This window comes from Prauserella sediminis (assembly GCF_014195435.1).
GTDB lineage: Bacteria > Actinomycetota > Actinomycetes > Mycobacteriales > Pseudonocardiaceae > Prauserella > Prauserella salsuginis.
The window spans coordinates 247,705-270,980 of the sequence record NZ_JACIBS010000001.1; the positions used below are offsets into that span (position 1 = coordinate 247,705).

Genomic DNA, 23,276 nt, shown 5'->3' on the forward strand with positions numbered 1-23,276 from the left:
TCGTACCTTGCCACAGCCGGATCGCCGGATGCCTGCACTACGTGGCGGCGAGCACGCCGCGGGTGGCGGCCGGCACGGGCGCGCCGCGCCCCGTTCAGGCGACCGTCAGCGCGGGGCCGAACCCCATGAACCGGCCGGCCAGCCGGGTGAACCGTTCCTGATCGCCGGTGGCGTGGAAGACGTGCCGGGGCTCCTGCCCCGACTCGGCCAGCAGGTCGCGTTCGGTGAGCACGCGCACGACGTCCTTGGCCGTCTCCTCGGCGCTGGACACGAGCGTGACCTCCGGACCCATCGCCAGCTGCAGCACGCCCGTCAGCAACGGATAGTGCGTGCAGCCGAGGATCAGCGTGTCGACGCCGTCGCGCGCGAGCGGTTCGAGATACCCCTGCGCCAGCCCGAGCACCTGCCGTCCCGACGTGACGCCCCGCTCGACGAAGTCGACGAACCGCGGGCAGGCCACGCTGGTCAGCCGCACGTCGTGGGCGGCGGCGAACGCGTCGTCGTAGGCGCGTGACCGGACGGTCCCCTCGGTGCCGATCATGCCGACGCGGCCGTTGCGGGTCGTGGCGACCGCGCGGCGCACCGCCGGCAGCACGACCTCGACGACCGGGATGTCGTAGCGCTCGCGGGCGTCCCGCAGACAGGCCGACGAAGCCGTGTTGCAGGCGATCACCAGCGCCTTCACCCCGTCGTCGACGAGCCCGTCCAGGGCCTGCAGCGCCAGTTCACGGGCGCGCGCGATGGGCAGCGGGCCGTACGGGGCGTGCGCGGTGTCCCCGACGTAGCGCAGGCTCTCGGCGGGCAACTGGTCGGCGATGGCGCGGGCGACGGTCAGCCCGCCGACGCCGGAGTCGAAGATTCCGATCGGGGCGCTCACGTACTGAAGGTTATCCCGCCGCCGGACCGACGCCGCCCGCCGTCTTCCGGCTCGCCGCCCGGTCCGCCTTCGCGCCCAGCCAGGCGGCCAGCACGCCGCCGAGGGCGCCGAACAGGTGGCCCTGCCAGGAGATGCCGGCCTGGCCGGGCAACACGCCCCACAGCATGCCGCCCCAGATCGCCAGCAGCACCGCCGCGACGGCGAGCTGCGCGACGCTCCGGTTGAACACGCCCCGCACCAGCAGGAACGCGAGCCAGCCGAACGCGAGTCCCGACGCGCCGACAGTGATCACGCCGGGCGGAGCAGTCAGCCACACGCCGACGCCGCCGACCAGCCAGATCGTCGCCGTCACCATCACCCACTGGCCGATGCCGCCCGCCATCGCGAGGAACGCGAAGACCAGCACCGGCACGGTGTTGGCCAGCAGATGCCCCCAGCCGTCGTGCAGCAGCGGGGCCCACGCGATGCCGTCGAGCCCGCCGAGCGACCGCGCGACGATGCCGCCGTCGTCGAGACTCGCGGGCAGGATGACGTCGATCAGCTCGATCACGTACAGCACGACGGTGAAGGCCGCCGCGACGATGCCGGCCGCGAGGGGTTTCGGCGGCAGGATCCGCTTGACGGGCGGGCGCGCCTGCTTGGCCTCACCGGCACCGGGCGTGGGAACGGGCTGCATACTCACGGGTCCAGATTACGGCTCCGCACCCCTGCCGGGCCTCGGTGATGACCCTGAAGTCCACCCCCGACCGCGCGTGTTCTGCACTCGGCACCGCGTGTTCTGCACCCGGCACCGCGTGTTCTGCGCCCGGACACGCGTGTTCCGCATTCGGCGCCCGTGTTGCTCCCGCCCTCCGCCCACCACGACCTGGCGACCGCAGCCATGACGACACCTGCCGGCGCCCTGGTCCGTACGATCGCCGGCGTGCGTTTCCGGCCCATCTCGTTCGATCGCCTCGTGACCGAACTCGCCGAACGGATCGGGTCCTGGCCCGCCGACCGAAACCCGGTCGTCGCGTTCGACGGGGCGGCGGGCGCCAGCGACCCGGCCGAGCTCGCCGACGCACTCGTCGACCCGCTGCGTATCGCGGGACGCGAGGTGCTGCGCGTGTCCGCGTGGGACTTCCTGCGACCGGCATCGCTGCGGTTCGAACGCGGCCGCCACGACCCCGACACGCGGTACGAGGACTGGCTCGACGTGGGAGCACTGCGCCGCGAGGTGCTCGACCCACTGCGGCCCGGCGGCACGGGCGAGGTCCTGCCGGCGCTGTGGGACGCCGAGGCCGACCGGGCCTACCGGCTGCCGCGCGCGACGCTGTCCCGCGGTGCGGTCGTGCTCGTCGACGGGGAACTGCTGCTCGGCCGGGGACTGGACTTCGACCTCTCCGTCCACCTGTGGCTGTCACCGGCGGCGCTGAACCGCAACACACCCGCAGACGGCCGCTGGGCGCTGCCGGCCTACGAACGGTATGAACGCGAGGTCTCCCCCACCGACACCGCGGACGTCGTCGTGCGCATGGACCGCCCGCGGAACCCGGCCGTCAAGGACTGACGTCCGTCGAGGGCTGAAAGCGTCGAGGCCCGAAAACGACTGCGGTCCCACCGGAAACCCGGCGGGACCGCAGTCGTGTCGAAACAGGGCCGTGCGCGACCGTCGCTACGCCCAGAGCTGGCCGTCGAGACGTTCGGCGGCCTCGTCGAGCGAACCGGCGTAGGCACCGGTCGACAGGTACTTCCAGCCCGCGTCGGCCACGACGAACGCGATGTCGGCCGACTGGCCCCTGGCGATCGCCTTCTCGGCCATGCCCAGCGCCGCGTGCAACACGGCACCGGTCGAGATGCCCGCGAAGATGCCCTCCTGTTCGAGCAGCTGGCGGGTGCGCCGCAGCGCGTCGTACGCGCCGACGGAGTACCTGCCGCTCAGCACGTCCGGGTCGTACAGCTCGGGGACGAAACCGTCGTCGAGGTTGCGCAGGCCGTAGACCAGCTCGCCGTACCGCGGTTCGGCGGCGACGATCTGGACCTCGGGCTTGGCCTCCTGCATGTACCGCCCGACACCGACGAGCGTGCCCGTGGTGCCGAGGCCGCCGACGAAGTGCGTGATCGTCGGCAGGTCCGCCAGCAGCTCAGGGCCGGTGCCCTCGTAGTGGGCGGCGATGTTGGCCGGGTTGCCGTACTGGTACAGCATCACCCAGTCCGAGTTGAGCTTCGCGAGCTCCTTGGCCTTGCGGACGGCCTCGTTCGACCCGCCCGCGGCCTCGGAGAAGATGATCCGCGCGCCGTAGGCCTGCAACAGCTGCTTGCGCTCGGCGGACGTGTTCTCCGGCATGACGCAGACCAGACCGTAGCCCTTCAGCTTGGCGGCCATGGCCAGCGAGATGCCGGTGTTGCCCGACGTGGGCTCGAGGATCGTGGCGCCGGGCCGGAGCGAACCGTCCTTCTCGGCCTCCTCGATCATCTTGAGCGCCGGACGGTCCTTGATCGACCCGGTCGGGTTACGGTCTTCGAGCTTTGCCCACAGCCGGACGTCGTCCGACGGCGACAGACGCGGCAAACCGACGAGCGGCGTGCCACCCAGCGTGTCGATCAAGGACTCGTAGCGGGCCATGATCAGCGCATACCGCCGGCGACGGCGGGCAGGATCGTCACGGTGTCCCCGTCGGTGACCTCGGCCTCGAGGCCTCCGACGAACCGGACGTCCTCGTCGTTGACGTAGACGTTGACGAACCGGTGCAGTTTCTCGTCCTTGACCAGACGGTCCTTCAGGCCGCCGTGACGCGACTCGATGTCGTCGATCACCTGGGCGACAGTCTTGCCGGACGCCTCGACGGACTTCTCGCCGTCGGTGTGCGTACGCAGGATCGTCGGGATGGACACGGTCACGGCCATGGGTTACCTCCGCAGAATGGCTTGTCGATGAGGACAGACGTTTGAGCACGCGGGAAAATTCCGCGTGTGACCCGGGCTACGCCGGGGAGCGATCAGGCGTCGGGGACGTCGTCGCTGCCGGTGTTGGCGAACATGTACGACTCGACGGGCGTGACGTCCGGGTTGAGCCGGATCGACGGGCTCTCGGCGCCTGCCTCCCCGACGATCTGCACCGGCTCCTCGGTGACCTCGCCCTCGACGATCCGGTACGACCGGAAGTCCGCGACGTCGTCCTCCCGGGTCGACACGAGCACGTAGTGCGCGAAGGGTTCCGAGGCGAACGAGATGTCGGTCCGCGAAGGGTAGGCCTCGGTGGCGGTGTGCGAGTGGTAGATCACGACGGGTGTCTCGTCGTTCGCGGCCATCTCGCGGTACAGCTTCAGCAGGTCGCCCGAGTCGAATTCGTAGAACGTCGGCGAGCGCGCCGCGTTGACCATGGGGATGTAGCGCTCTGGGGTGTCGCTGCCATCGTCGGGTCCCGCGATGACCCCACAGGCCTCGTCGGGGTGATCGCGACGGGCGTGGGCGACGATCGCGTCGACATGGTCACGGCGGATCCGAAGCACGTCCCCTATCTTACTGGCTGAACAAAGCGTGTTCACAGTGTGAGACGGCTGCTGTGGCCCATCCCTCCCCCGGGCTGCCGAACCATGCCTGACCAGCACTCCCCGGCCGCCGAGCCGTCTCGGCCCGCCCGTGCCGCCGCGTGCACCACAGCCCGCACCGCCACGTGCGGTGGCCGTCAGTCCTCGAAAGCCTCGGGCCAGAGATCGCGGTAGGCCTGCAACCCGGCGGCGGAGGTGGCGTGCAGCACACCGTGGATCATGGCCCGGGTGAACACCCGGGCGGCCGCCGAGCACAGCCCGTCCAATGCCGCGGCGCGGCGTGCCTCGTGCTCTCCGCCGAGCCTGCCTGCCCGCTCGGTCAACGGCCGCGCGCCCGTGGCGAGCGCGAACACCGTGTCGCCGTCGTACATCGTGTGCGCGGGCCGCACCGCACGGGCAAGCCCGTCCTGCGCGGCGACGGCGAGCCTGCGCGCCTCGGCCTTCGACAGCTCCGCGTCGGTGGCGACCACGCCGATGGTGGTGTTGAGGTCCTTGCGCTCGGCCCGTCCGCCGAGGTCGACGGCGCGGCGCGGCCACCGCGCGACGCCGAACTCGCCCGGCTCCGCGTGGTCGGCTGCCAGCGGCTCGCCGGTGCCCGTGCGCACCGCCTCGCCGGCGGCGTTGACCACGGCCAGCACACCGACCGTGAACTCCCCGACCCGCTCGCTCGCGGTACCGACGCCGCCCTTCAGCGACCCGACCTGCGCGCCCGTCCCGGCACCGACCGTGCCCTGCGCGACCGGCCCCGCCGTGGCCGCCTCGCACGCCGCGTAACCGAAGGTCGCGTCGGGGCGGTTGCCCCAGTCGCTCCGGGGCAGGTCGAACACGACGGCGGCGGGCACGATCGGCACCACCTCGAACGGGCGGGTGCCCACGGGGAAGCCGCGCTGCCGCTCACCGAGCCAGCGGACGACACCGTCGGCGGCGGCGAGTCCGTAGGCGCTGCCGCCGGAAAGGCAGATCGCGTCGACCCGCTGCACCAGGTTCTCGGGTGCCAGCAGGTCGGTCTCGCGGGTGCCCGGCGCGCCGCCCCGCTGGTCGACCGCGCCGACGGCCTGTCCCGGCACGAGCACCGCGGTCGCCCCCGTCGCCCAGCCGCGCCCGAGACGGTGGTGATGGCCGACGAGCACGCCGGGCACGTCCGTGATCGCGTTGAACTCACCCGGCATCGCGGCCTCCTGCTCCCTCGTCGCCCTACTCGGTGAGCGCCTGCACCAGGCTTTCCTGTACCCAGGTCAGCCAGTGGTAGATGCCCAGATGCGAGGAACGCGGATCGTCCTCCGGCAGCTCCTCGGGCATGTCGTCGTTCACGTCGAGCGCCGTGCCCAGGGCCAGGCGGACGTCGTTGAGGGCCGACACCCAGGCGTCGGCCTGCTCGTAGGTGAGCTTGATGTTGCCGCCCTCGGGCGGGAGCGTGTTCAGCAGTTCGGCGGCCACACCGAGCTTGGCGTCGAGCACCTGCGGCTCGTGCAAGGAACGCAGCGCCGACGCCGAGTCGATGTCCTCCTGCGCGGGCTGATCGGGGTCGAGCTTGTGGAAGTCAGGCAGGAGCCGCCCGAGCACCGGGTCGTCCGGGCCCTCCGACGGGCCGGTCTTGATGCCGGTCAGCTCCGCCAGTTCGTCCTGCGGCGCCTCCTCCGCGCGAGCGCGGAGCATGTCGTCGACCTGGCTGACCAGGCCCCGCAGCACGGCCGCCTCCTGTTGCTCGAATCCGCCGAGCACACGGCCGCCCTTGCGCCGCCAACCCTTCACGTCTGCTCCATCGTGGCCCACAGGCCCGCCGCGTGCAGTTTCGCGACGTCGCCCTCGACCTTCTCCTTGCTGCCCGACGTGACGATCGCCCGACCCTTGTGGTGGACGTCGAGCATCAGTTTCGTGGCATGGTCGCGGCTGTACCCGAACAGCTTCTGGAAGACGTACGTCACGTACGACATCAAGTTGACCGGGTCGTTCCACACGATCGTCTGCCACGGCTGGTCCCCGGCGCTGGTGTCCTCGCCGAGTGTCTGTTCGGCCTCGACCGGCGTCGTCATGTCCTCCATGTTGGCACGCCCCCTCTAACGCCCTGCCCGGAACCCCGCAAGTCCCTTGTCACCCGTGTCTGCTGCCCCGAAGGGCACCTTCGGGGCGGTGAATGCCACAAGGTGCCCTTCGGGGCATCTCTCCCAGCCCGGCCACCGTCCCTCGTCGACACGCCGACGAGGGACGGCCTGCCCGCGGCCGGCACCCACGACTGTGCGGCCCACCCGCTCGCGGATAGGTTCTTCCGCATGGAACAGATCGGCCCCAGCACGGCACTGCTGACCGACCACTACGAACTGACCATGCTCGGCAGCGCACTGGCCGACGGATCCGCCGACCGCGAGTGCGTGTTCGAGGTCTTCGCACGCAGGCTTCCCGGCGGCAGGCGGTACGGCGTCGTGGCGGGCACGGGCCGGGTGCTCGACGCGATCGCGGACTTCCGGTTCACCGACGCCGAGCTGACGCAGCTCGAGGAGACCGCCGTGGTCGACTCGGCGACGCTGTCGTGGCTGGCGGACTACCGCTTCTCGGGCGACGTCGACGGCTACCCAGAGGGCGAGCTGTACTTCCCCGGTTCGCCGCTGCTCACGGTGCGCGGCAGTTTCGCCGAGGCGGTCGTGCTGGAAACACTGATCCTGTCCATTCTCAACCACGACTCGGCGATCGCGTCGGCGGCCGCGCGCATGTCGGCCGCCGCGTCGGGCAGGCCGATCATCGAGATGGGCGGACGCCGAACCCACGAGCTGGCCGCCGTCGCGGCCGCGAGGGCCGCGTACCTGGCGGGCTTCGCGACGACGTCGAACCTCGAGGCGGGCAGGCGCTACGGCATCCCCACGCGCGGCACCACGGCGCACGCGTACATCCTGCTGCACGACAGCGAGGAGGCCGCGTTCCGTTCGCAGGTCGCCAAGGCCGGACCGGACACGACGCTGCTCGTCGACACCTACGACATCACCACGGGGATCGACACGGCCGTGCGCGTGGCGGGGCCGGAACTCGGTGCGATCCGCATCGACTCCGGCGACGTGGGCGTGCTCGCGCGCAAGGCCCGCGAGCAGCTCGACGACCTCGGAGCCAAGGACACGCGGATCATGGTGTCCGGCGATCTGGACGAGCACGCGATCGCCGCGCTGCGTGCCGAACCGGTCGACGCCTACGGTGTCGGTACGTCCGTTGTGACCGGATCGGGCGCGCCGACCGCCGGAATGGTGTACAAACTCGTCGACGTGGACGGGCGCCCGGTCGCCAAGCGCAGCGAGGACAAGGCCTCCCGTGGAGGCCGGAAGTCTGCGGTGCGCAGGCACAAGGCGACCGGCACGGCACTGGAAGAGGTGGTGCACCCTGCGGATACGCCACCCGAGCTCGGTGAGCACGACCGGGTCGTGCCGATCCCGCTGATGCGGGCCGGCAAACCCGCTGGTGGACTGCCCACACTGGAAGACGCGCGCACCCGACTGCGCCGCGGCATGGTGAGCCTGCCGTGGGAAGGTCTCAAGCTCTCCGGCGGCGAGCCTGCCATTCCGACGACATTCATCTGAGAAGGCGGGAGGCGATCATGAGTACCGCGTTGATCGTCGTGGACGTACAGAACGACTTCTGCGAGGGCGGTGCGCTCGCCGTCGCGGGCGGCACGGCCGTCGCAGGCGCCGTGTCGGAACTGCTGCGCCGCGGCGAGTACGACTGCGTCGCGGCCACCCGCGACTTCCACATCGACCCGGGCGCGCATTTCAGTGACGAGCCGGATTTCGTGACCTCCTGGCCCCGGCACTGCGAGGCGGGCACACCCGGTGCGAGCTTCCACCCCGCGCTCGACGTCGGCCCGATCCAAGCCGTGTTCTCGAAAGGCCAGTACAGCGACGGCTACTCGGGATTCGAGTCGGCCACCGACACCGGTGAGACGCTCGAGCACTGGTTGCGCTCGCGAGGGGTCACGGCCATCGACGTCGTGGGCATCGCGACGGACCACTGCGTCCGCGCCACGGCGCTCGACGCCGCGGGCGCCGGGTTCCCGGTACGCGTGCTGGCGGATCTGACCGCGGGCGTCGCGGTGGAGACGACCGAACGGGCGCTGACCGACTTCGTCGACGCCGATGTCGAGATCGTCGGCACTCCCCGGGTCGGCGCGTGAGCCCAGGCCTGGTGACGTTCGGCGAGGCGCTGGCGTCCTTCCGCACCTCGACGGGCAAACTCCGGCACGCGACATCCGTCGACGTCGGCATCGCCGGCACCGAGGCGACCGTGGCCGTGGGCGTGTCCCGGCTCGGTGCCCGCGCGGCGTGGGCGGGCCGGATCGGCGCCGACGAGCCCGGTGCGCTCGTGCTGACCCGGTTGCGCGAGGAAGGCGTCGACACGTCCGCGGCCGTCACGGACGCACATTCGCCCACCGGGCTGGTACTGCGGGATTTCCGCTCCCGTGATGCCAACCGGTCGGCCTTCTACCGAACCGGCAGTGCGGGCACCCGCATCGCGCCGGAGGACCTGCGCGAGGACCTCATCGCCGGCGCGGGCGTGCTGCACCTGTCGGGCGCAACGGCGGCGTTGTCGGAGACGGCCGACGACGCCACGTTCGCCGCGGCCGAGATCGCGGGCGAGGCGGGTGTGCCCGTGTCGCTGTCACTCGACCACCGGCCCGCGCTGTGGCATCCCGAGGACGCCCGCGACACGCTGCTGGACCTCGTCTCCCACGCCGACATCGTGTTCGCCCGCACCGACGAGGCCAGGCTGCTCGGGTTCGACGGTGACGCCGACTCCCTGGTCGCGGACCTGGCCGCACTCGGCCCGGACGACGTGATCGTGATGCAGGGCCCGCGCGGCGCGGTCGCCGAGATCGCGGGCGCCCGCTACGACGTGCCGTCCTACCCCGTGCACGAGGTCGATCCCGATGCCGCGGACGAGGCGTTCGTCGCGGGGTATCTCGCCGACCTGCTGGCAGGCGAACCCGCCGACCGGCGCGTCCGGACCGCCGCGGCGTGCCGGGCGGCCGCGATGACCGTGCCCGGCGGCGCCGACAGCCTGCCGGAACGCGGCGATCTGGTGGACCTGCCGCGCCAGCACCGGCTCGCGCGTCAGTCGCCGTAGGGGGCGCAGCGGGACGAGCCGACGCGGATGTCGCCGGTGACCGGGCCGCCTTCGGGGAACAGCTCGATCCGCATCGCCGACATGGCCAGGCTGCCGTCCGGCGGCTCGGGTGCGGTGAACTCGTTGAGCACGATGCGCGCCATCGGCGGGTCGTTCTCGGTCTCGCCGGGGATCAGCACCTCGTGGTTCGGCGGGATCTCCTCGGGAACGGAGAACCCGGTCACCCCGGAGAGCCACATCGACGAGGCGCTGCCGTTGTCGGTCGTGTGGCAGGACGCCGAGTAGGAGCGCACGCGGATCTTCGGGCCGCCGTACTGCTCCAGCACGGACGTGGCGAACCGATTCCCCGACACCTCAGCCTGCGCCCGACCCTCGGAGCGCTCGCAGGACGTCTCACCCCGGCCGTAGGCGGCCAGTTCGCCGTCCTCACCGACCGTGAGGCCCGGCGTGCTGCCGGAGGCCTCCCCGTCGACGTGGCATGCCGCGATCGGGCCGACGCGCACGTCGGTGCCGTCCTGCACCACGTCGACCATGCCGACCGTGCCGGTGGCCGTCGGCGCCCAGTCGTCGTGAGCCGTGACCGCCTGCGTCGCGGCATCGCCGGTGTCGGCCTCCCCTGTCGCGGCGCTTCCGGCCTTCAGGCCCTGGGTTTCAGTGGCCGCGCCCTCGCCGGACTGGGATCCGGTGTGCGCGGCGCCGCCGCGGTCGGCCTGGGCGGGGACTGCGAGCGCAGCGGTCAGCGCCAGTGAGGCGAGCCCCACCGCCGACAGTCGACCGGCCCGGCGTGCGGTGCGCATGCGTGTCATGTGTGACGTCCTCCCGAATCGTGACTGGCGCATCCCCGACATCGGCAGCCGCACACCCGAGCCTGACCCGGCCCGGCCCAGACCACCCGGCCGTGTGACCGCGCGGTCGTTCCCGACAGCGCGTGCCCGACAGCATCGGTCGCGCCGACCGTCGGTCTCCATCGGTAAGGTTGCGCTCCGTGCCCGCCGAGATCAGCACCCTGCAGAAGACCCGCGCGCTGCCCGGCGTCCGTGAGCTGCTCACCGACGCCGTCGAAGCGGTCGGCGGCACCGAGCGCGACGGACAGGTGCGCATGGCCGAGGCCGTCGCGCGGGCGATCCGCACCGGCGAACACCTCGCCGTGCAGGCGGGCACCGGCACGGGCAAGTCGCTGGCCTACCTCGTGCCCGCGATCAGGTACGCCGTCGAACAGCACACCACGGTCGTCGTGTCGACGGCGACGATCGCGTTGCAGAACCAGCTCGTCGACCGTGACCTCCCGCGGCTGGCGAAAGCACTGAAGAAGCCACTCGGGCGTGAACCGACGTTCGCGATCCTCAAGGGCAGGCGCAACTACCTGTGCATGCACCGCGTGCATTCCGGCGCCCCCGAGGAACCCGAGGACAGCGGCCTGTTCGACGCGTTCACCGTCTCGCGCATCGGCCGCGAGCTGAAACGGCTGCACGAGTGGTCCTCGGAGACCGAGACCGGCGACCGCACCGAGCTCGTGCCCGGGGTGTCGGAGCAGGCGTGGCGGCAGGTGTCGGTGAGTGCCCGCGAATGCCTCGGGGCCGCGCGCTGCCCCGTCGGCGACGACTGCTTCGCCGAGAAAGCGCGCGCCGACGCGGGCCGGGTCGACGTCGTCGTGACCAACCACGCGCTGCTGGCCATCGACGCGCTCCAGGAGCAGCGGGTGCTGCCCGAACACGACCTCGTCGTCATCGACGAGGCACACGAGCTGGTCGACCGGGTCACGTCGGCGGCCACGGCCGAGCTGACCGCGTCGGCCGTCTCGGCGGCCACGCGGCGCTGCGGCCGCATCATCGACGCCGACACCTCCGACCGGCTCCTCGAAGCCGGCGAGGGCCTGGCACTCGTGCTCGACGACCTGCCCGCGGGACGGCTCGACACGCTGCCGCAGGCGCTGGGCGGCGCGGTCACCGTGGTGCGCGACGCCGCGCACGCGTGCCTGACGGCACTGGGCAGCGAGCGGAAGGAGGACGTCGAGGAGGCCACGGCGCGCAAACTGGCACGGTCGGCCGTCGAGGAGATCCACGACACCGCCGTGCGGCTGGTCGACGCGTTCGACGCCGACCAGGCGAACCGGCCAGACGTCGTGTGGATCTCCAACGACACGTACTCCTCGTCGCCGCGGCCGCCGTCGCTGCACGTCGCGCCGCTTGCCGTGGGAGGACTGCTGCGCGAGCGCGTGTTCGCCCGCTCGACCACCGTGCTGACGTCGGCGACCCTCGCGCTCGGCGGCCGGTTCGACACGCTCGCCCGCCAGTGGGGGCTGCCCCCGGAACCGACGCCCGTACCCGTCGACGACGGCACCGCCACCGACAAGCCCGCCCCTGCCGACGACGCCGACGACGGCCTCCGGTGGAGCGGACTGGACGTCGGTTCGCCGTTCGACTACGGCCGCAACGGCATCCTGTACGTCGCCAAGCACCTCCCGCCGCCGGGCCGCGACGGCCTCGGCGACGCCACGCTCGACGAGATCGCCTCGCTCGTCGAGGCCGCGGGCGGGCGGACGCTGGGCTTGTTCTCGTCGATGCGCGCCGCCAAGCGGGCCGCGGAGGAGCTCCGCGAACGCCTCCCCTACGAGATCCTGTGCCAGGGCGACGACTCGACGTCGACCCTCGTGGCGCAGTTCGCCGAGGAGCCGCGGACGTGCCTGTTCGGGACGTTGTCGCTGTGGCAGGGGGTCGACGTGCCAGGGCCGTCGCTGCAGCTGGTGATCGTCGACCGACTGCCGTTCCCCCGGCCCGACGACCCGGTGGCCTCGGCCAGGCAGCGCGCGATCGAGGCCAAGGGCGGCAACGGATTCCTCACGGTCGCGGCCACGCACGCGGCGCTGCTGCTCGCCCAGGGCGCGGGCCGGCTGCACCGGTCGTCCAACGACCGCGGCGTCGTCGCCGTGCTCGACTCGCGGCTCGCGACCGCGCGCTACGGCGGCTTTCTGCGCGCCTCGATTCCGCCGTTCTGGCCAACGCAGGATCCCGCCGTTGCGCGTGACGCGCTCACGCGGCTCGACGCCGCCGCCCCGGGAAGGTCCAGCACGTCCACCGCGTTACGGTGAACGCCACCCCCGAGCCCAAGGGAGAGTTCGTGTCCCCCGATTCCTCCACCGCCCATTCCCGCGCCGTCAGTGTCGACGACACCGGTGTCCGGCGGCAGCTCGCCGACGGCTCCGAGGAGCGGGTCGACTGGGACGACCTCGCAGCCGTGGTCGTCCGTGTGATCCCCGAGGGACTGTCGGACGAGGACGTCTTCCTGATGCTCGCGGCGGCCGACGGCACCGGCACCGCCGTGCCGAGCGGTGACCCGGCCGCGGACGCGCTCATCGAGCGGTTGCAGACGCTGCCCGGGTTCGACCACGAGACCTTCGTCGAGGCGATGACCACCGACGCCGACCAGGCTTACGTCGTGTGGAAAGCGGGCGAGAACTCGGCCTGAGCCGTCCCGTCACCCTGGCGCGAGGGCACGGACGACGGCGTCGACGCCGCTGCCCTCGGCCGCGCGCCTGCGCTGCTCGGCCACCTCGATACGCCAGCCGCCGAGAGCGTCGAGCGCGGCGGTCGTCTCGTCGACCGACACCTGGACCTGTCCGGCCGCCGGGGTGTCGGCACCGGTCTCCGGATCCACCGGGCGGTGGCCGACCAGCAGCAGGGTGCCGCCGGGCGCGACGCCGCCGGCGAGCCGCGTGACGAACTCGCCCACCGAACCGTCGATGTGCACGTACAGGCTCGTCACGAGGTCGTACCGGCCCGGCGGCGGGCTCCACGTCCCGAGGTCGGCTTCCTCCCAGTCGATCCGCTCCGCGACGTCGGCGCCCAACCCGGCCGCCATCGCCCGACCTGCGTCGAGCGCAGTCGGCGAGAAGTCGACGGCCGTGACCCGCCATCCTGTCGACGCCAGCCACACGGCCTCGCCGCCGTGGCCGCAGCCCGCGTCCAGCGCGGCCCCAGGGCGCAGGTCGCCTGCCTCGGCGAGCAGGTGCGCGTTGGGCGGGCGACGCGCGATCGCATCCGGATGTTCCCGCACCACCTGATCCCAGCGCCGCTCCCAGAAGTCGCGGTCGAACGTCCCGTCCATCGCCGCCGATCACCTCCGGTTCGCACCCTGCCACGGCGGCTGCCACCACGGCGAGTTCCGTTGCCGAACCGGCAACAGGGCCGTGACGGACGCGTCGGCCAGCGGCCGGCCGGAGACGCCCGGCGTCGAGCGACGCGGCCCCGGAGGCTGGGCGGGCGGGGTTGATCCCGAAAGGTGGGTGTCGGGTCAGAGACCTCGCCGGGTGGCGAGCACGGTGATCGTGCCCGGGGCGATCTCGGTGAAGCCCGCATCGCGCACGGCGATCACGCCGCGGTCCCGCCACGTCTCGGCCGGATCCCCCGGGGCGAGTTCGGCCCACTGGGCCGGCGTGGCCGTGCGCACGGCGCAGCGGAAGCCGCCGTCCCGCCAGCGTTCGCGTTCCGCGTCGCCGAGCACGGCAGCCAACAGCATCGTGGCGTGCCCGACCTGGGCCGCCGCCTTGCCGGCGGTCATCGGAACGTCCGGGTTCAACAGCAGCAGCGGGCGGTCGTCGGGCGCAGGGCCGGGTTCGTCGGCGGGCAGGTCCGTGCCGGACACCTGCAGCCGCGAGACTTCCTTGGGCACGCCCGTGACGCGTCCGGGCAGCAGCGCTCGTACCTGTGCGCCGTCGACGTCGGTCGTGATGCCGGGCAACTGCTGCACCGCGTCCCAGTGCGCGCCCCTGGCCCGGCGCGAGACCTTGCGGATGTGGCCGGCCAGCCAGTCGCGCATCGGTTCGTGCCACGGGCCACCGGGTGCGCACCGCTCGTCGAGGCACACGGCCAGCGCGGCGGTCGCCGCCGCCTCCAGCAGCGGCGTGCGCGCGGGAGGGGACGCCTTCTCCATGCGGAGGATCACCGGCATGGCCCGCACCTCGGCGGGGTCGGTCTCGACGACGGCCGTGTCGGCCGCGGGCAGGTCGAGCCAGGACGCGTAGCGCGCCGCGAGTGGGGCGAGCAGCCCGGTCACGGCCGAGCGAGCGCGAGGCCGTCGGCCGCGTCGGCGGCCTCGACCTCGGTGCGCGTCACGCCGAGCATGAACAGGATCGCGTCCAGGTACGGGTACGACAGTGCGGCGTCGGCGACCTCACGCAGCGCGGGCTTGGCGTTGAACGCGATCCCCATGCCCGCTGCGGACAGCATGTCGATGTCGTTCGCACCGTCACCGACGGCGACGCACTGCTGGACGGGGATGCCGAACTCGTCGGCGAACCGGTTCAGCGCCTTCGCCTTGCCCGGACGGTCGACGATCTCGCCGACGACCCGGCCGGTGAGCTTGCCGTCGACGACCTCGAGCTCGTTCGCCGCAGCGAAGTCCAGCCCCAGGTCGTCCACGAGACGGTCGATGATCCGCATGAAACCGCCGGACACGACGCCGCACTGGAAACCGAGGCGCTTGAGCGTGCGGATCGTGGTGCGGGCACCCGGGGTGAGCTCGATCGCGTCGGCCACCTCGTCCATCGCCGTCTCCGGCAGCCCTTCGAGCAGGGCCACACGACGTTCGAGCGACTCGGTGAAGTTGATCTCACCGCGCATCGCGGCCTCGGTGATCTCCCGCACCTGCGGCTCGACCCCGACGTGCGCGGCGAGCATCTCGATGACCTCGCCCTGGATGAGGGTGGAGTCGACGTCGAACACGACGAGCCGCTTCGCCCGCCGCGACAGCCCGGAGCGCTGGATGGACACGTCCAGCCCGCCGCGGTTGGCGAAGTCGGCGAGGATCGAGCGCAGCTCGGCGTCCGCCTCCGGGGTGTCCTTCTCGACCGACAGCTCGACCTCGAGGCCCGTCACCGGGTAGTCGGCGATGCTCCGGATGGCGTCGATGTTGGCGTGGACGGAGGCGAGCTTGCCCGCGACCGCGTAGATCGACTGCGCCGTGAGCGGGCGGCCGAGCAGCGTCAGGACGTGTGTCGAATCCTGCCTGCCTTGCGCGAACGGCTCGGTGCCGATCTCGTCACCGATCTTGACGTCGACCGACATCGCGACCGTCGCCATGGCCTGTTCGACGGCTTCCTGGAGGGCTTCCGGATCGCTGTCGACAGCGACCAGCACCCCCAGTACCAATCGTCCGCGGATGACCACCTGCTCGACGTCGTGGACTTCGACGCCGTGTGCGGTGAGAGCGGCGAACAGGACGGACGATACGCCCGGCTTGTCCGGTCCGGTCGCGGTGATCAGGACTGGGGTGCTGGTAATACTCACTGTTCGCTCGCGTTGTCCTTATCGTGGTCGCCCGGCATGACCGTCCTGGTGGCGACCTGGGACGGCGCCTCCTTGGCATGCGGGTTGTCGATCTGCCTGCCGGTGAACGAGATGTGGCCCTCGGAGTGGAGCCGCTCGATCATGTGCGGGTAGTGCAGCTCGAACGCCGGCCGCTCGGAACGGATCCGCGGCAGCTCGGTGAAGTTGTGCCGCGGCGGCGGGCAGGACGTCGCCCACTCCAGCGAGTTGCCGTAGCCCCACGGGTCGTCCACATCGACGAGCTCACCGAACCGGTAGCTCTTGAAGACGTTCCAGATGAACGGCAGCGTCGAGGCACCGAGCACGTAGGCACCGATCGTAGAGATCGAGTTGAGTGTGGTGAAGCCGTCGGAGGCGAGATAGTCGGCGTACCGGCGCGGCATGCCCTCGGCACCCAGCCAGTGCTGGACGAGGAACGTGCCGTGGAAGCCGAGGAACGTCAGCCAGAAGTGCAGCTTGGCCAGCTTCTCGTCCATCATCCGGCCGGTCATCTTCGGGAACCAGAAGTAGATGCCGGCGAATGTGGCGAACACGATGGTGCCGTAGAGCACATAGTGGAAGTGCGCGACGACGAAGTAGCTGTCCGACACGTGGAAGTCGATGGCGGGCGCCGCCAGCAGGACACCGGTCAGACCTCCGAAGAGGAACGTGACGAGGAAGCCGACGGAGAACAGCATCGGCGACTCGAACGTGATGCGGCCCTTCCACATCGTGCCGATCCAGTTGAAGAACTTCACACCGGTCGGCACCGCGATCAGGAAGGTCATGAAGGCGAAGAACGGCAGCAGCACCGAACCCGTCGCGTACATGTGGTGCGCCCACACGGCCACCGACAGGGCGGCGATCGCCAGGGTCGCCAGCACGAGGCCCTTGTAGCCGAAGATCGGCTTACGGCTGAACACCGGGAAGATCTCGGAGACGATGCCGAAGAACGGCAGCGCGACGATGTACACCTCGGGGTGGCCGAAGAACCAGAACAGGTGCTGCCACAGGATCACACCGCCGTTGGCGGGGTCGAACACGTGCGCACCGATCGCGCGGTCGGCCAGCAGGCCCATCAGCGCGGCGGTCAGGATCGGGAACGCGATCAGCACCAGGATGCTGGTGACCAGGATGTTCCAGGTGAAGATCGGCATCCGCCACATCGTCATGCCCGGAGCACGCAGGCAGACGACCGTGGTGATCATGTTGACCGCACCGAGGATCGTGCCCAGACCACTGACGACCAGGCCGGAGATCCAGAGGTCGGCACCCACGCCCGGCGAGTGGATCGCGTCGGACAGCGGGGTGTAGGCGAACCAGCCGAAGTCGGCGGCGCCGCCCGGGGTCATGAAGCCCGCGAGCGCGATCAGACCGCCGAACGTGAACAGCCAGTACGAGAAGGCGTTCAGCCGCGGGAACGCGACGTCGGGCGAGCCGATCTGCAGCGGCAGGATGAAGTTCGCGAAGCCGAACACGATCGGCGTCGCGTAGAACAGCAGCATCACCGTGCCGTGCATGGTGAACAGCTGGTTGTACTGCTCCTGAGACAGGAACTGCTGACCCGGCTGAGCAAGCTCGGTACGGATCAGCATCGCCATCGCTCCGCCGATCATGAAGAAGGCGAAGCAGGTGACGATGTACATGATGCCGATCTGCTTGTGATCCGTCGTCCGGAACATACTCAGCAGGTACGAACCCTTTGCCGACTTCTGCGCCGGGTATGGGCGCTTCGCGATCGGCTGGGGGGCTACGGCCGTCACTCCTGCCTCCTGCACTTCGAACCCCGATCCTTGCTGCGCCACGGGCGGGGACCCACGTTGGCTACGACAGATCGTAGCCGTCGCGAGTTTCGATGGTTCCCGCGGCTGCGAACATCACGTCATGAGTGCCCGATCGGTGCCCCCTCGACTTGCCGCCGTCCTGGACACGGCCCGCCGGTTCGGGGTGCGCACCGACGAGCCGGAGATACTCGCCTCGGGATCGAATCTCCTGGTCAGACTGGGTGACGTGGTCGCACGGACGCCCGGTGCGACGGCGTCACTGCGGTCCGATCCTGGTGCGGCACTCGCCAGGGAGGTCCGGCTCGCCGGGTTCCTCGCGCGGGCCGGTGCGCCCGTGGTGCCACCGTCGTCGGACCCGCCGCCGGGCCCGCACGGCGCGGGTGGGGATGCGGTGACGTTCTGGCGTTATGTCCGTCACGATCGGTCGGCGGTACCGGCGCCCGCCGAGGTGGCCTACACCCTCGAGCAGGTCCATGCGGCAGCCCGCGGTTACCCCGGTGACCTGCCGTCCGACGGCCCCGTGGCCGAGGCGCGGCAGCTGCTGCACCTCCTGGGCGACGACGTACCGGACGGTCTGCGGACCGACCTCGACCGGCTCGCGCGTGCAGCGGCGGAAGCGCCGGGGCGGAATCAGGCACTTCACGGTCAGGCGCTCCACGGCGATGCGCACCCCGGCAACCTGCTCACCACACCACGGGGCCTGCTGTGGACCGACTTCGAGGACACCTGGTTCGGCCCGGTCGCGTGGGATCTGGCCGTACTGCGGCGGACGAGTCTGCTCGACGGCGCCGCCGCGGTGGCCGCCTACCCGGACGCCCCCGACTCCGACGCGCTGGCGCCGTTCATCGCGCTGCGCAGGTTGTACGGCGTCTGCTGGCGGATGCTGCTGGCGCGCGGCTCGCCCACCGGCAGTCAGGAGCGGCGGCGGGCACGCGAGGCGCTCGCCGCGTACCTCACCCCGCCGGATACCAGTCGGTGATCGCCTTGGCCACGGCCTCGGGCGCCTCGAGCGGTGTGAGGTGACCGGCCTCCGGGATCGTTTCGAGTCGCGCGGCGGGCAGCACGTCGGCCATCGCCCTGGCGGCGTCCGGCGGCGTGAGCCCGTCCCGCTCCCCCACGAGCACCAGCGCGGGGACGTCCGCGGCGCGGAGGGTGTCGGTGGAGTCCGGCCGCGCGGCCATGGCGCGCTGGGCCCAGGCGACTCCCGAGGGCTGCTGCGAGTCGACGAGTTCGCGGACGAGCGCCTCGACCTCGGGCTGCCGCTCGCGAGTGGAGTCGGACAGCAGTGCGGGCACCGTCGCGTCGGCGAGCCAGCCCGTGATGCCCTCGGCTTCGGCCCGGTCCGCGACCGACAACCGGTTCGCGCGCGCCTCATCGGTGTCGGCCTCGGCCTTCGTGTCGATGAGCACGAGCCCGCCGACCCGCTCGGGTGCCGCCCGCAGCACAGCCATGGTCAGGTACCCGCCCATCGAGCAGCCGCCGAGCACCACCCGGTCGATCTCGAGCCGGTCGAGCAGCGCCACGACGTCGCGGGCCGCGTCGTTGAGATTCGGCTCCCGGTCCGGCTGGCCGGCGCTCCCCGAGGCGACCGCGCCGGAGACGGCTCCGTTCGAAGCGGTCGTGGCCGAGGCGGGCGAGTCGCCGTTCGAGGACGAGGCGTCCGGGAAGGGACTGCGGCCCATACCGCGCTGATCGGGCGTGATCACGCGGGTGCGGGCCGACAACTGGCCGCGGACGGCGTTCCACATCCGCGCGTCGAGCGGGTACGCGTGCAGGAGTACGAGGGGAAGGTCCGCCATGGCGGCGATTGTTCCCGATCACCCGCCACCTCGGCGAGGCGGCGATCGCTCGGCGCGTCCGGTCGTCGGCGGGACGTGCTCAGCGACGGCGAGTCGGGCTCAGCGGCGGTCGGGCTCAGCGACGGCGGGTCGGGCCGCGGCGACCGCGCGCCTGCCAACAGCCGTTGTGCCAGTGCCTGCGATCGACCACCGAACCAGTCTCATCGGCGGGCCACGCCACGACGTGCGGGACGCCGGGCCGGATCTCGTGATCACACCCCGGGCAGCGGTACATCTTCGTCGCCTGCGCGCCCGGCACGGTGCGCACGAGCCAGTCACCGTCCTCGGCGGACTCGGATCGCGCCCACCCGCTCACGGCGGGACGCGGACGCTCGTCCCGCGATCGGCGATGACGTCGAGGCATTCATCCACGGTACCGAAGCCCGCAGCACATCCCTCGCGTGTTCTGCATCCAGCACCGCGTGTTCTGCATCCAGCACCGCGTGTTCCGCATCCGGCCCGCCGGGGCAACGCAGAAATCCGAACACTGGACCGCTCGGTAGACCCGCGCTCTGTCATCAGCAAGCGTCCAGCGCTCGGTCTATGAACGAGCTCCCGGCGGTGGACCTCTCAGCAAGCCTTCCGGCGCTGGGCCTGTGAGCAAGCCTCCCGGCGCTGGGTTCTCAGCAAGCTTTCCGGCGCTGGGCCAATGGGCCAGACCGTCCGGCGCCGCGCCGGTCACGCCTTCCGGCGCATGGCGATGTGGGGAATGCCGTCCTCGTCGAACTCCTCACCCTCGGGTTCGTAGCCGAACCGCGCGTAGAAGCCCTGCGCGTAGGTCTGGGCGTTGAGCACCGACTCCACATCGCCGATGTACTGGACCGCCGCGTCCATGAGCCGCGCACCGAGGCCGGTGCCCCGCGCGGACGGGGCCGTCACCACCCGGCCGACTCGGGCGACGCCGCCCGGTTCGGCCAGCACCCGCAGGCAACCGGCGGCTCCCGCGTCGCCGGGCGCCCACAGATGCCATGTCGTCGGCAGTAGATCCAGGCCGTCGATCTCGCCGTAGGGGCAGTTCTGCTCCACGACGAACACGTCCACGCGTAGCCGGAGCAGGTCGTACAGTTCGGCGGCCGTCAGATCCGGGCCGCGGCGAGCCACCAGGTCGGTCACCCGACCAGTGTGACACGGCCGTGCCAAAACCCACGCCGGCACCGCGGAGCTCCGCAGTGCCGGCCCGGCGACGGTCAGGAGTCGACGCCCTGACCCCCGAGCTGCGGTTCGAACGTCGAGACACGGGTGTAGACCCCCGGCTTACCCGGCCTGGCGCAGCCCTCGCCCCACGACACCACGCCGATGAGCGTGTCGCCGACCATCAGCGGACCGCCCGAATCGCCCTGACAGGCGTCCGTGCCGCCGTCCGGATAACCGGCGCAGACCATCGACTCAGGGTCGTACTCGTCGTAGGCCTGCGAGCACGTGTCGTCGGCGACGACGGGAACGTCGGCCGAACGCAGGGTGTGCGACCGCTCGCCCGATTCGTCCACCCTGCCCCAGCCGAGGACCGTCGCCTCGGTGCCGGCGCTGTACTTCTCCGAGTCGGAGGAGTCGGCGACCTTCGCGGTGCGGTACGGCACGGTGCGGTCGAGCGAGAGCACGGCGATGTCTCCGCCCGACACGGGGTTCTGATAGCTCGGCTCGATCCACACGTCGCGGACACCGGCTTCGATGCCACGGTCGGTGCGTGTGTCCTGCCTACCCGCGACGACGCCGAGCTCGTCGGCTGGCAGTGCGTCGGCGCAGTGTGCCGCGGTGACCACCTTCCGTGACGACGTGAGCGTACCGCCGCAGAACTGCCTACCGTCGTCGTCGACGAGGTACACGGCGTAGGAGTGGTCGGTCACGGACGTCTCCTCGCCGCCCACGACGTACGGTTCCGCGGCGCTCGCCGTCGCCGGCACCAGCGCGGCGCTCGTCAGGGCCGTCAGCGCGAGCGCGGCGAGCACGGACGAGCTGCGGCGGGCCGGACGGACACCGCCGGAACGCGGCGATGCGGGCATCACGGGCATAGCGGTCCCCTCGTAGGTCTGCTGATCGAGTCCGGCCCAGGCTACGGCCCACATGCCCGAATCCGGGGTCGCTGGATCGGGTGGACTACCGTACGGGCGTGCGTGGTGGCCTCTTGATCGCAGGAACGACATCCGACGCCGGCAAGTCCACAGTGGCCGCCGGCGTGTGCCGCTGGCTCGCGCGCCGCGGCGTGCGAGTGGCGCCGTTCAAGGCGCAGAACATGTCGAACAACTCGATGGTCTGCGCCGACGGCGCGGAGATCGGCAGGGCCCAGTGGCTGCAGGCCGTCGCCGCGGGCGCCGAGCCCGAGTCCGCGATGAACCCCGTACTCCTCAAGCCGGGCGGTGACCGGCGCAGTCACGTCGTGCTGCGCGGCACGCCCTGGGGCGACCTCCATGCGGGTGACTGGGCTCACGGCCGCCGGGAACTGGCGGACGCCGCCTTCGCCGCGCTGGACGAGCTGCGCGAGCGGTTCGACGTCGTCGTCTGCGAGGGCGCGGGCAGCCCCGCGGAGACGAACCTGCGCGACGGCGACTACGTGAACATGGGCCTGGCCCGCGCGGCCGACCTGCCGGTGCTGCTGGTCGGCGATGTCGACCGGGGCGGGTTGCTCGCGGCGCTGGCCGGCACGGTCGGCATCGTGGACGAGTCCGACCAGGCACATCTCGCGGCGTTCCTGGTGAACAAGTTCCGCGGCGACGCCGCGCTGCTCGAACCGGGGCTGCGGTCGGTCACCGAACTGACCGGGCGTCCCGTGCTCGGCGTGCTGCCCTGGCTCCCCGATGTGTGGCTCGACTCGGAGGACGCGCTCGCCATCGCGGGCTGGGACGGGCACCGGCGCGGGGCGGGCGCGACCCTGCGCGTGGCGGCGGTGCGGTTTCCCCGCGTGTCCAACGCCACCGATCTCGACCCGCTGGCGGCCGAACCGGGCGTCGACGTGACCGTCACTGCCGACCCGGACGTGGTCGCCGCCGCCGACATCGCCGTCCTGCCCGGCACTCGGTCCACTGTGGATGACCTGGCGTGGTTGCGGCAGCGAGGGCTCGACGACGCCGTCCGCCACCGCGCCGAGACGGGCAGGCCGGTGCTCGGCATCTGCGGCGGCTACCAGATGCTCGGCGGGGCGATCACCGACGGCATCGAATCCTCCGACGCCGGTGCCACCGGACTCGGCCTGCTGCCGATGTCGGTGACCTTCAGCGCGGACAAGACGCTCGCCACACCGTCGACGTCGTGGCGGGGACACGACGTGCGCGGCTACGAGATCCATCACGGCGTCGCCGGCCACGATCCCGGACACGCCGCGGAACCGTTCCTGGACGGGCTCCGCACCGATGCGGTGTGGGGCACGATGTGGCACGGCGTGTTCGAGAACGACGCGTTCCGCAGGGCGTGGCTCGCCGAGGCCGCCCGTCAGTCCGGAGTGGACTGGGTGCCCGCCGACGCGCCCGGTTTCGCCGAACGGCGCGAGGCGATGCTCGACGGCCTGGCCGACGCGATCGACGACAACGTGGACACCGCCGCCCTCGAGAAGCTGATCACCGAGGGCGTCCCTGCCGACCTGCCGACCCTGACACTCACGAAGAGCTGACCCTCCGACCCTCTGCCCCTCTCTAACCCTCTGTGCCTCTGTGCCTCTGCCCCGTCGGTGCACCCACCGGGCCGTGTTGCGCTTTCAGGGGCCCGTGTTGCGGGTTCAGGGGGCCGTGTTGCGGGTTCAGGGGGCCGTGTTGCGGGTTCAGGGGGCCGTGTTGCGGATTCCAGGGCCCATGTTGTGTTCCCGCGGCCTCGGTTGCCGCTTCGGGGAAGCGGGGTTGCGCCCGTAACCCGGGCGC

25 protein-coding genes are annotated in these 23,276 nt (G+C 71.6%); 8 read left to right on the forward strand and 17 right to left on the reverse strand.

Annotated elements, in window-relative coordinates:
• Positions 1-94 precede the first annotated feature (94 nt).
• Both murI and FB384_RS01130 read right to left on the reverse strand, forming a co-directional pair.
• Entirely contained in the window at positions 95-877 is a 783-nt protein-coding gene (gene murI, locus FB384_RS01125) for a glutamate racemase (protein ID WP_183778299.1), read from the reverse strand.
• A 10-nt stretch (positions 878-887) separates the two neighbouring features.
• Positions 888-1,553 (reverse strand): rhomboid family intramembrane serine protease, encoded by a 666-nt coding sequence (locus FB384_RS01130; protein WP_183784773.1) that lies wholly within the window; start codon positions 1,551-1,553, stop codon positions 888-890.
• A 246-nt stretch (positions 1,554-1,799) separates the two neighbouring features.
• On the opposite strand from FB384_RS01130, the gene FB384_RS01135 reads away from it, so the two are divergent.
• Complete coding sequence (locus FB384_RS01135; RefSeq protein WP_323985086.1) at positions 1,800-2,426, forward strand: nucleoside/nucleotide kinase family protein; 627 nt, start codon at positions 1,800-1,802, stop codon at positions 2,424-2,426.
• Between the two features lie 105 nt (positions 2,427-2,531).
• On the opposite strand, the gene FB384_RS01140 is transcribed toward FB384_RS01135, so the two are convergent.
• The 6 genes from FB384_RS01140 to clpS form a co-directional block, all read right to left on the reverse strand.
• On the reverse strand, positions 2,532-3,482 hold the full coding sequence (locus FB384_RS01140; protein WP_183778303.1) for a PLP-dependent cysteine synthase family protein: 951 nt from the start codon (positions 3,480-3,482) through the stop codon (positions 2,532-2,534).
• Positions 3,483-3,484: 2 nt separating this feature from the next.
• A complete protein-coding gene (locus tag FB384_RS01145; protein WP_183778305.1) occupies positions 3,485-3,763 on the reverse strand; it encodes a MoaD/ThiS family protein in 279 nt (92 codons plus the stop codon).
• A 92-nt stretch (positions 3,764-3,855) separates the two neighbouring features.
• Positions 3,856-4,368, reverse strand: a complete 513-nt coding sequence (locus FB384_RS01150) for a M67 family metallopeptidase (protein ID WP_308216672.1) — start codon at positions 4,366-4,368, stop codon at positions 3,856-3,858.
• A 176-nt stretch (positions 4,369-4,544) separates the two neighbouring features.
• Entirely contained in the window at positions 4,545-5,576 is a 1,032-nt protein-coding gene (locus tag FB384_RS01155) for a P1 family peptidase (protein ID WP_183778307.1), read from the reverse strand.
• A 25-nt stretch (positions 5,577-5,601) separates the two neighbouring features.
• On the reverse strand, positions 5,602-6,159 hold the full coding sequence (locus FB384_RS01160; protein WP_183778309.1) for a DUF2017 domain-containing protein: 558 nt from the start codon (positions 6,157-6,159) through the stop codon (positions 5,602-5,604).
• Positions 6,156-6,440: an ATP-dependent Clp protease adapter ClpS gene (gene clpS, locus FB384_RS01165; protein WP_183655273.1), complete on the reverse strand. Its 285-nt coding sequence runs from the start codon at positions 6,438-6,440 to the stop codon at positions 6,156-6,158. Before clpS ends, FB384_RS01160 begins: the two co-directional genes overlap by 4 nt.
• A 237-nt stretch (positions 6,441-6,677) precedes the next feature.
• On the opposite strand from clpS, the gene FB384_RS01170 reads away from it, so the two are divergent.
• The 3 genes from FB384_RS01170 to FB384_RS01180 are packed head-to-tail and all read left to right on the forward strand — an operon-like array spanning position 6,678 to position 9,507.
• Positions 6,678-7,967 carry a nicotinate phosphoribosyltransferase gene (locus tag FB384_RS01170; RefSeq protein ID WP_183778311.1) on the forward strand — a complete coding sequence of 430 codons (1,290 nt, stop codon included), beginning with the start codon at positions 6,678-6,680 and terminating at the stop codon, positions 7,965-7,967.
• Positions 7,968-7,984: 17 nt separating this feature from the next.
• Positions 7,985-8,557 (forward strand): nicotinamidase, encoded by a 573-nt coding sequence (locus FB384_RS01175; protein WP_183778313.1) that lies wholly within the window; start codon positions 7,985-7,987, stop codon positions 8,555-8,557.
• Positions 8,554-9,507 (forward strand): sugar kinase, encoded by a 954-nt coding sequence (locus tag FB384_RS01180; protein WP_183778315.1) that lies wholly within the window; start codon positions 8,554-8,556, stop codon positions 9,505-9,507. Before FB384_RS01175 ends, FB384_RS01180 begins: the two co-directional genes overlap by 4 nt.
• Here the strand turns inward: FB384_RS01180 and FB384_RS01185 are convergent.
• Positions 9,495-10,313, reverse strand: coding sequence for a hypothetical protein (locus FB384_RS01185; RefSeq protein ID WP_183778317.1), 819 nt, complete (start codon positions 10,311-10,313; stop codon positions 9,495-9,497). The genes FB384_RS01180 and FB384_RS01185 overlap by 13 nt on opposite strands.
• A 179-nt stretch (positions 10,314-10,492) precedes the next feature.
• Here FB384_RS01185 and FB384_RS01190 point away from each other — a divergent pair, with 179 nt between their 5' ends.
• Positions 10,493-12,595 carry an ATP-dependent DNA helicase gene (locus FB384_RS01190; protein WP_407676055.1) on the forward strand — a complete coding sequence of 701 codons (2,103 nt, stop codon included), beginning with the start codon at positions 10,493-10,495 and terminating at the stop codon, positions 12,593-12,595.
• A 29-nt stretch (positions 12,596-12,624) separates the two neighbouring features.
• The gene (locus tag FB384_RS01195) at positions 12,625-12,972 is read left to right on the forward strand and encodes a hypothetical protein (protein WP_258937428.1); all 348 of its coding nucleotides are present in this window, start codon (positions 12,625-12,627) and stop codon (positions 12,970-12,972) included.
• Positions 12,973-12,981: 9 nt separating this feature from the next.
• Here FB384_RS01195 and FB384_RS01200 read toward each other — a convergent pair whose 3' ends face one another.
• From FB384_RS01200 to ctaD, 4 genes are all read right to left on the reverse strand, one after another.
• Positions 12,982-13,611, reverse strand: coding sequence for a class I SAM-dependent methyltransferase (locus FB384_RS01200; protein WP_183778322.1), 630 nt, complete (start codon positions 13,609-13,611; stop codon positions 12,982-12,984).
• A 186-nt stretch (positions 13,612-13,797) separates the two neighbouring features.
• Complete coding sequence (locus FB384_RS01205; RefSeq protein ID WP_183778324.1) at positions 13,798-14,559, reverse strand: aminoacyl-tRNA hydrolase; 762 nt, start codon at positions 14,557-14,559, stop codon at positions 13,798-13,800.
• Positions 14,556-15,785 carry a phosphoserine phosphatase SerB gene (serB, locus tag FB384_RS01210; RefSeq protein WP_183784779.1) on the reverse strand — a complete coding sequence of 410 codons (1,230 nt, stop codon included), beginning with the start codon at positions 15,783-15,785 and terminating at the stop codon, positions 14,556-14,558. Before serB ends, FB384_RS01205 begins: the two co-directional genes overlap by 4 nt.
• Before the next feature lie 2 nt (positions 15,786-15,787).
• Positions 15,788-17,572: an aa3-type cytochrome oxidase subunit I gene (gene ctaD, locus FB384_RS01215; RefSeq protein WP_183778326.1), complete on the reverse strand. Its 1,785-nt coding sequence runs from the start codon at positions 17,570-17,572 to the stop codon at positions 15,788-15,790.
• Between the two features lie 121 nt (positions 17,573-17,693).
• Between ctaD and FB384_RS01220 the strand changes: the two genes are divergently transcribed.
• Positions 17,694-18,572 carry a phosphotransferase gene (locus tag FB384_RS01220; RefSeq protein ID WP_183778327.1) on the forward strand — a complete coding sequence of 293 codons (879 nt, stop codon included), beginning with the start codon at positions 17,694-17,696 and terminating at the stop codon, positions 18,570-18,572.
• Here the strand turns inward: FB384_RS01220 and FB384_RS01225 are convergent.
• From FB384_RS01225 to FB384_RS01240, 4 genes are all read right to left on the reverse strand, one after another.
• Positions 18,547-19,392: an alpha/beta fold hydrolase gene (locus FB384_RS01225; protein WP_183778329.1), complete on the reverse strand. Its 846-nt coding sequence runs from the start codon at positions 19,390-19,392 to the stop codon at positions 18,547-18,549. The genes FB384_RS01220 and FB384_RS01225 overlap by 26 nt on opposite strands.
• Before the next feature lie 115 nt (positions 19,393-19,507).
• Positions 19,508-19,795 (reverse strand): hypothetical protein, encoded by a 288-nt coding sequence (locus FB384_RS01230; protein ID WP_183778331.1) that lies wholly within the window; start codon positions 19,793-19,795, stop codon positions 19,508-19,510.
• Between the two features lie 314 nt (positions 19,796-20,109).
• A complete protein-coding gene (locus FB384_RS01235) occupies positions 20,110-20,544 on the reverse strand; it encodes a GNAT family N-acetyltransferase (RefSeq protein WP_183778332.1) in 435 nt (144 codons plus the stop codon).
• Positions 20,545-20,618: 74 nt separating this feature from the next.
• The gene (locus FB384_RS01240) at positions 20,619-21,431 is read right to left on the reverse strand and encodes a serine protease (RefSeq protein ID WP_183784781.1); all 813 of its coding nucleotides are present in this window, start codon (positions 21,429-21,431) and stop codon (positions 20,619-20,621) included.
• A 107-nt stretch (positions 21,432-21,538) separates the two neighbouring features.
• On the opposite strand from FB384_RS01240, the gene FB384_RS01245 reads away from it, so the two are divergent.
• Complete coding sequence (locus tag FB384_RS01245) at positions 21,539-23,032, forward strand: cobyric acid synthase (RefSeq protein ID WP_183778333.1); 1,494 nt, start codon at positions 21,539-21,541, stop codon at positions 23,030-23,032.
• Positions 23,033-23,276 lie beyond the last annotated feature (244 nt).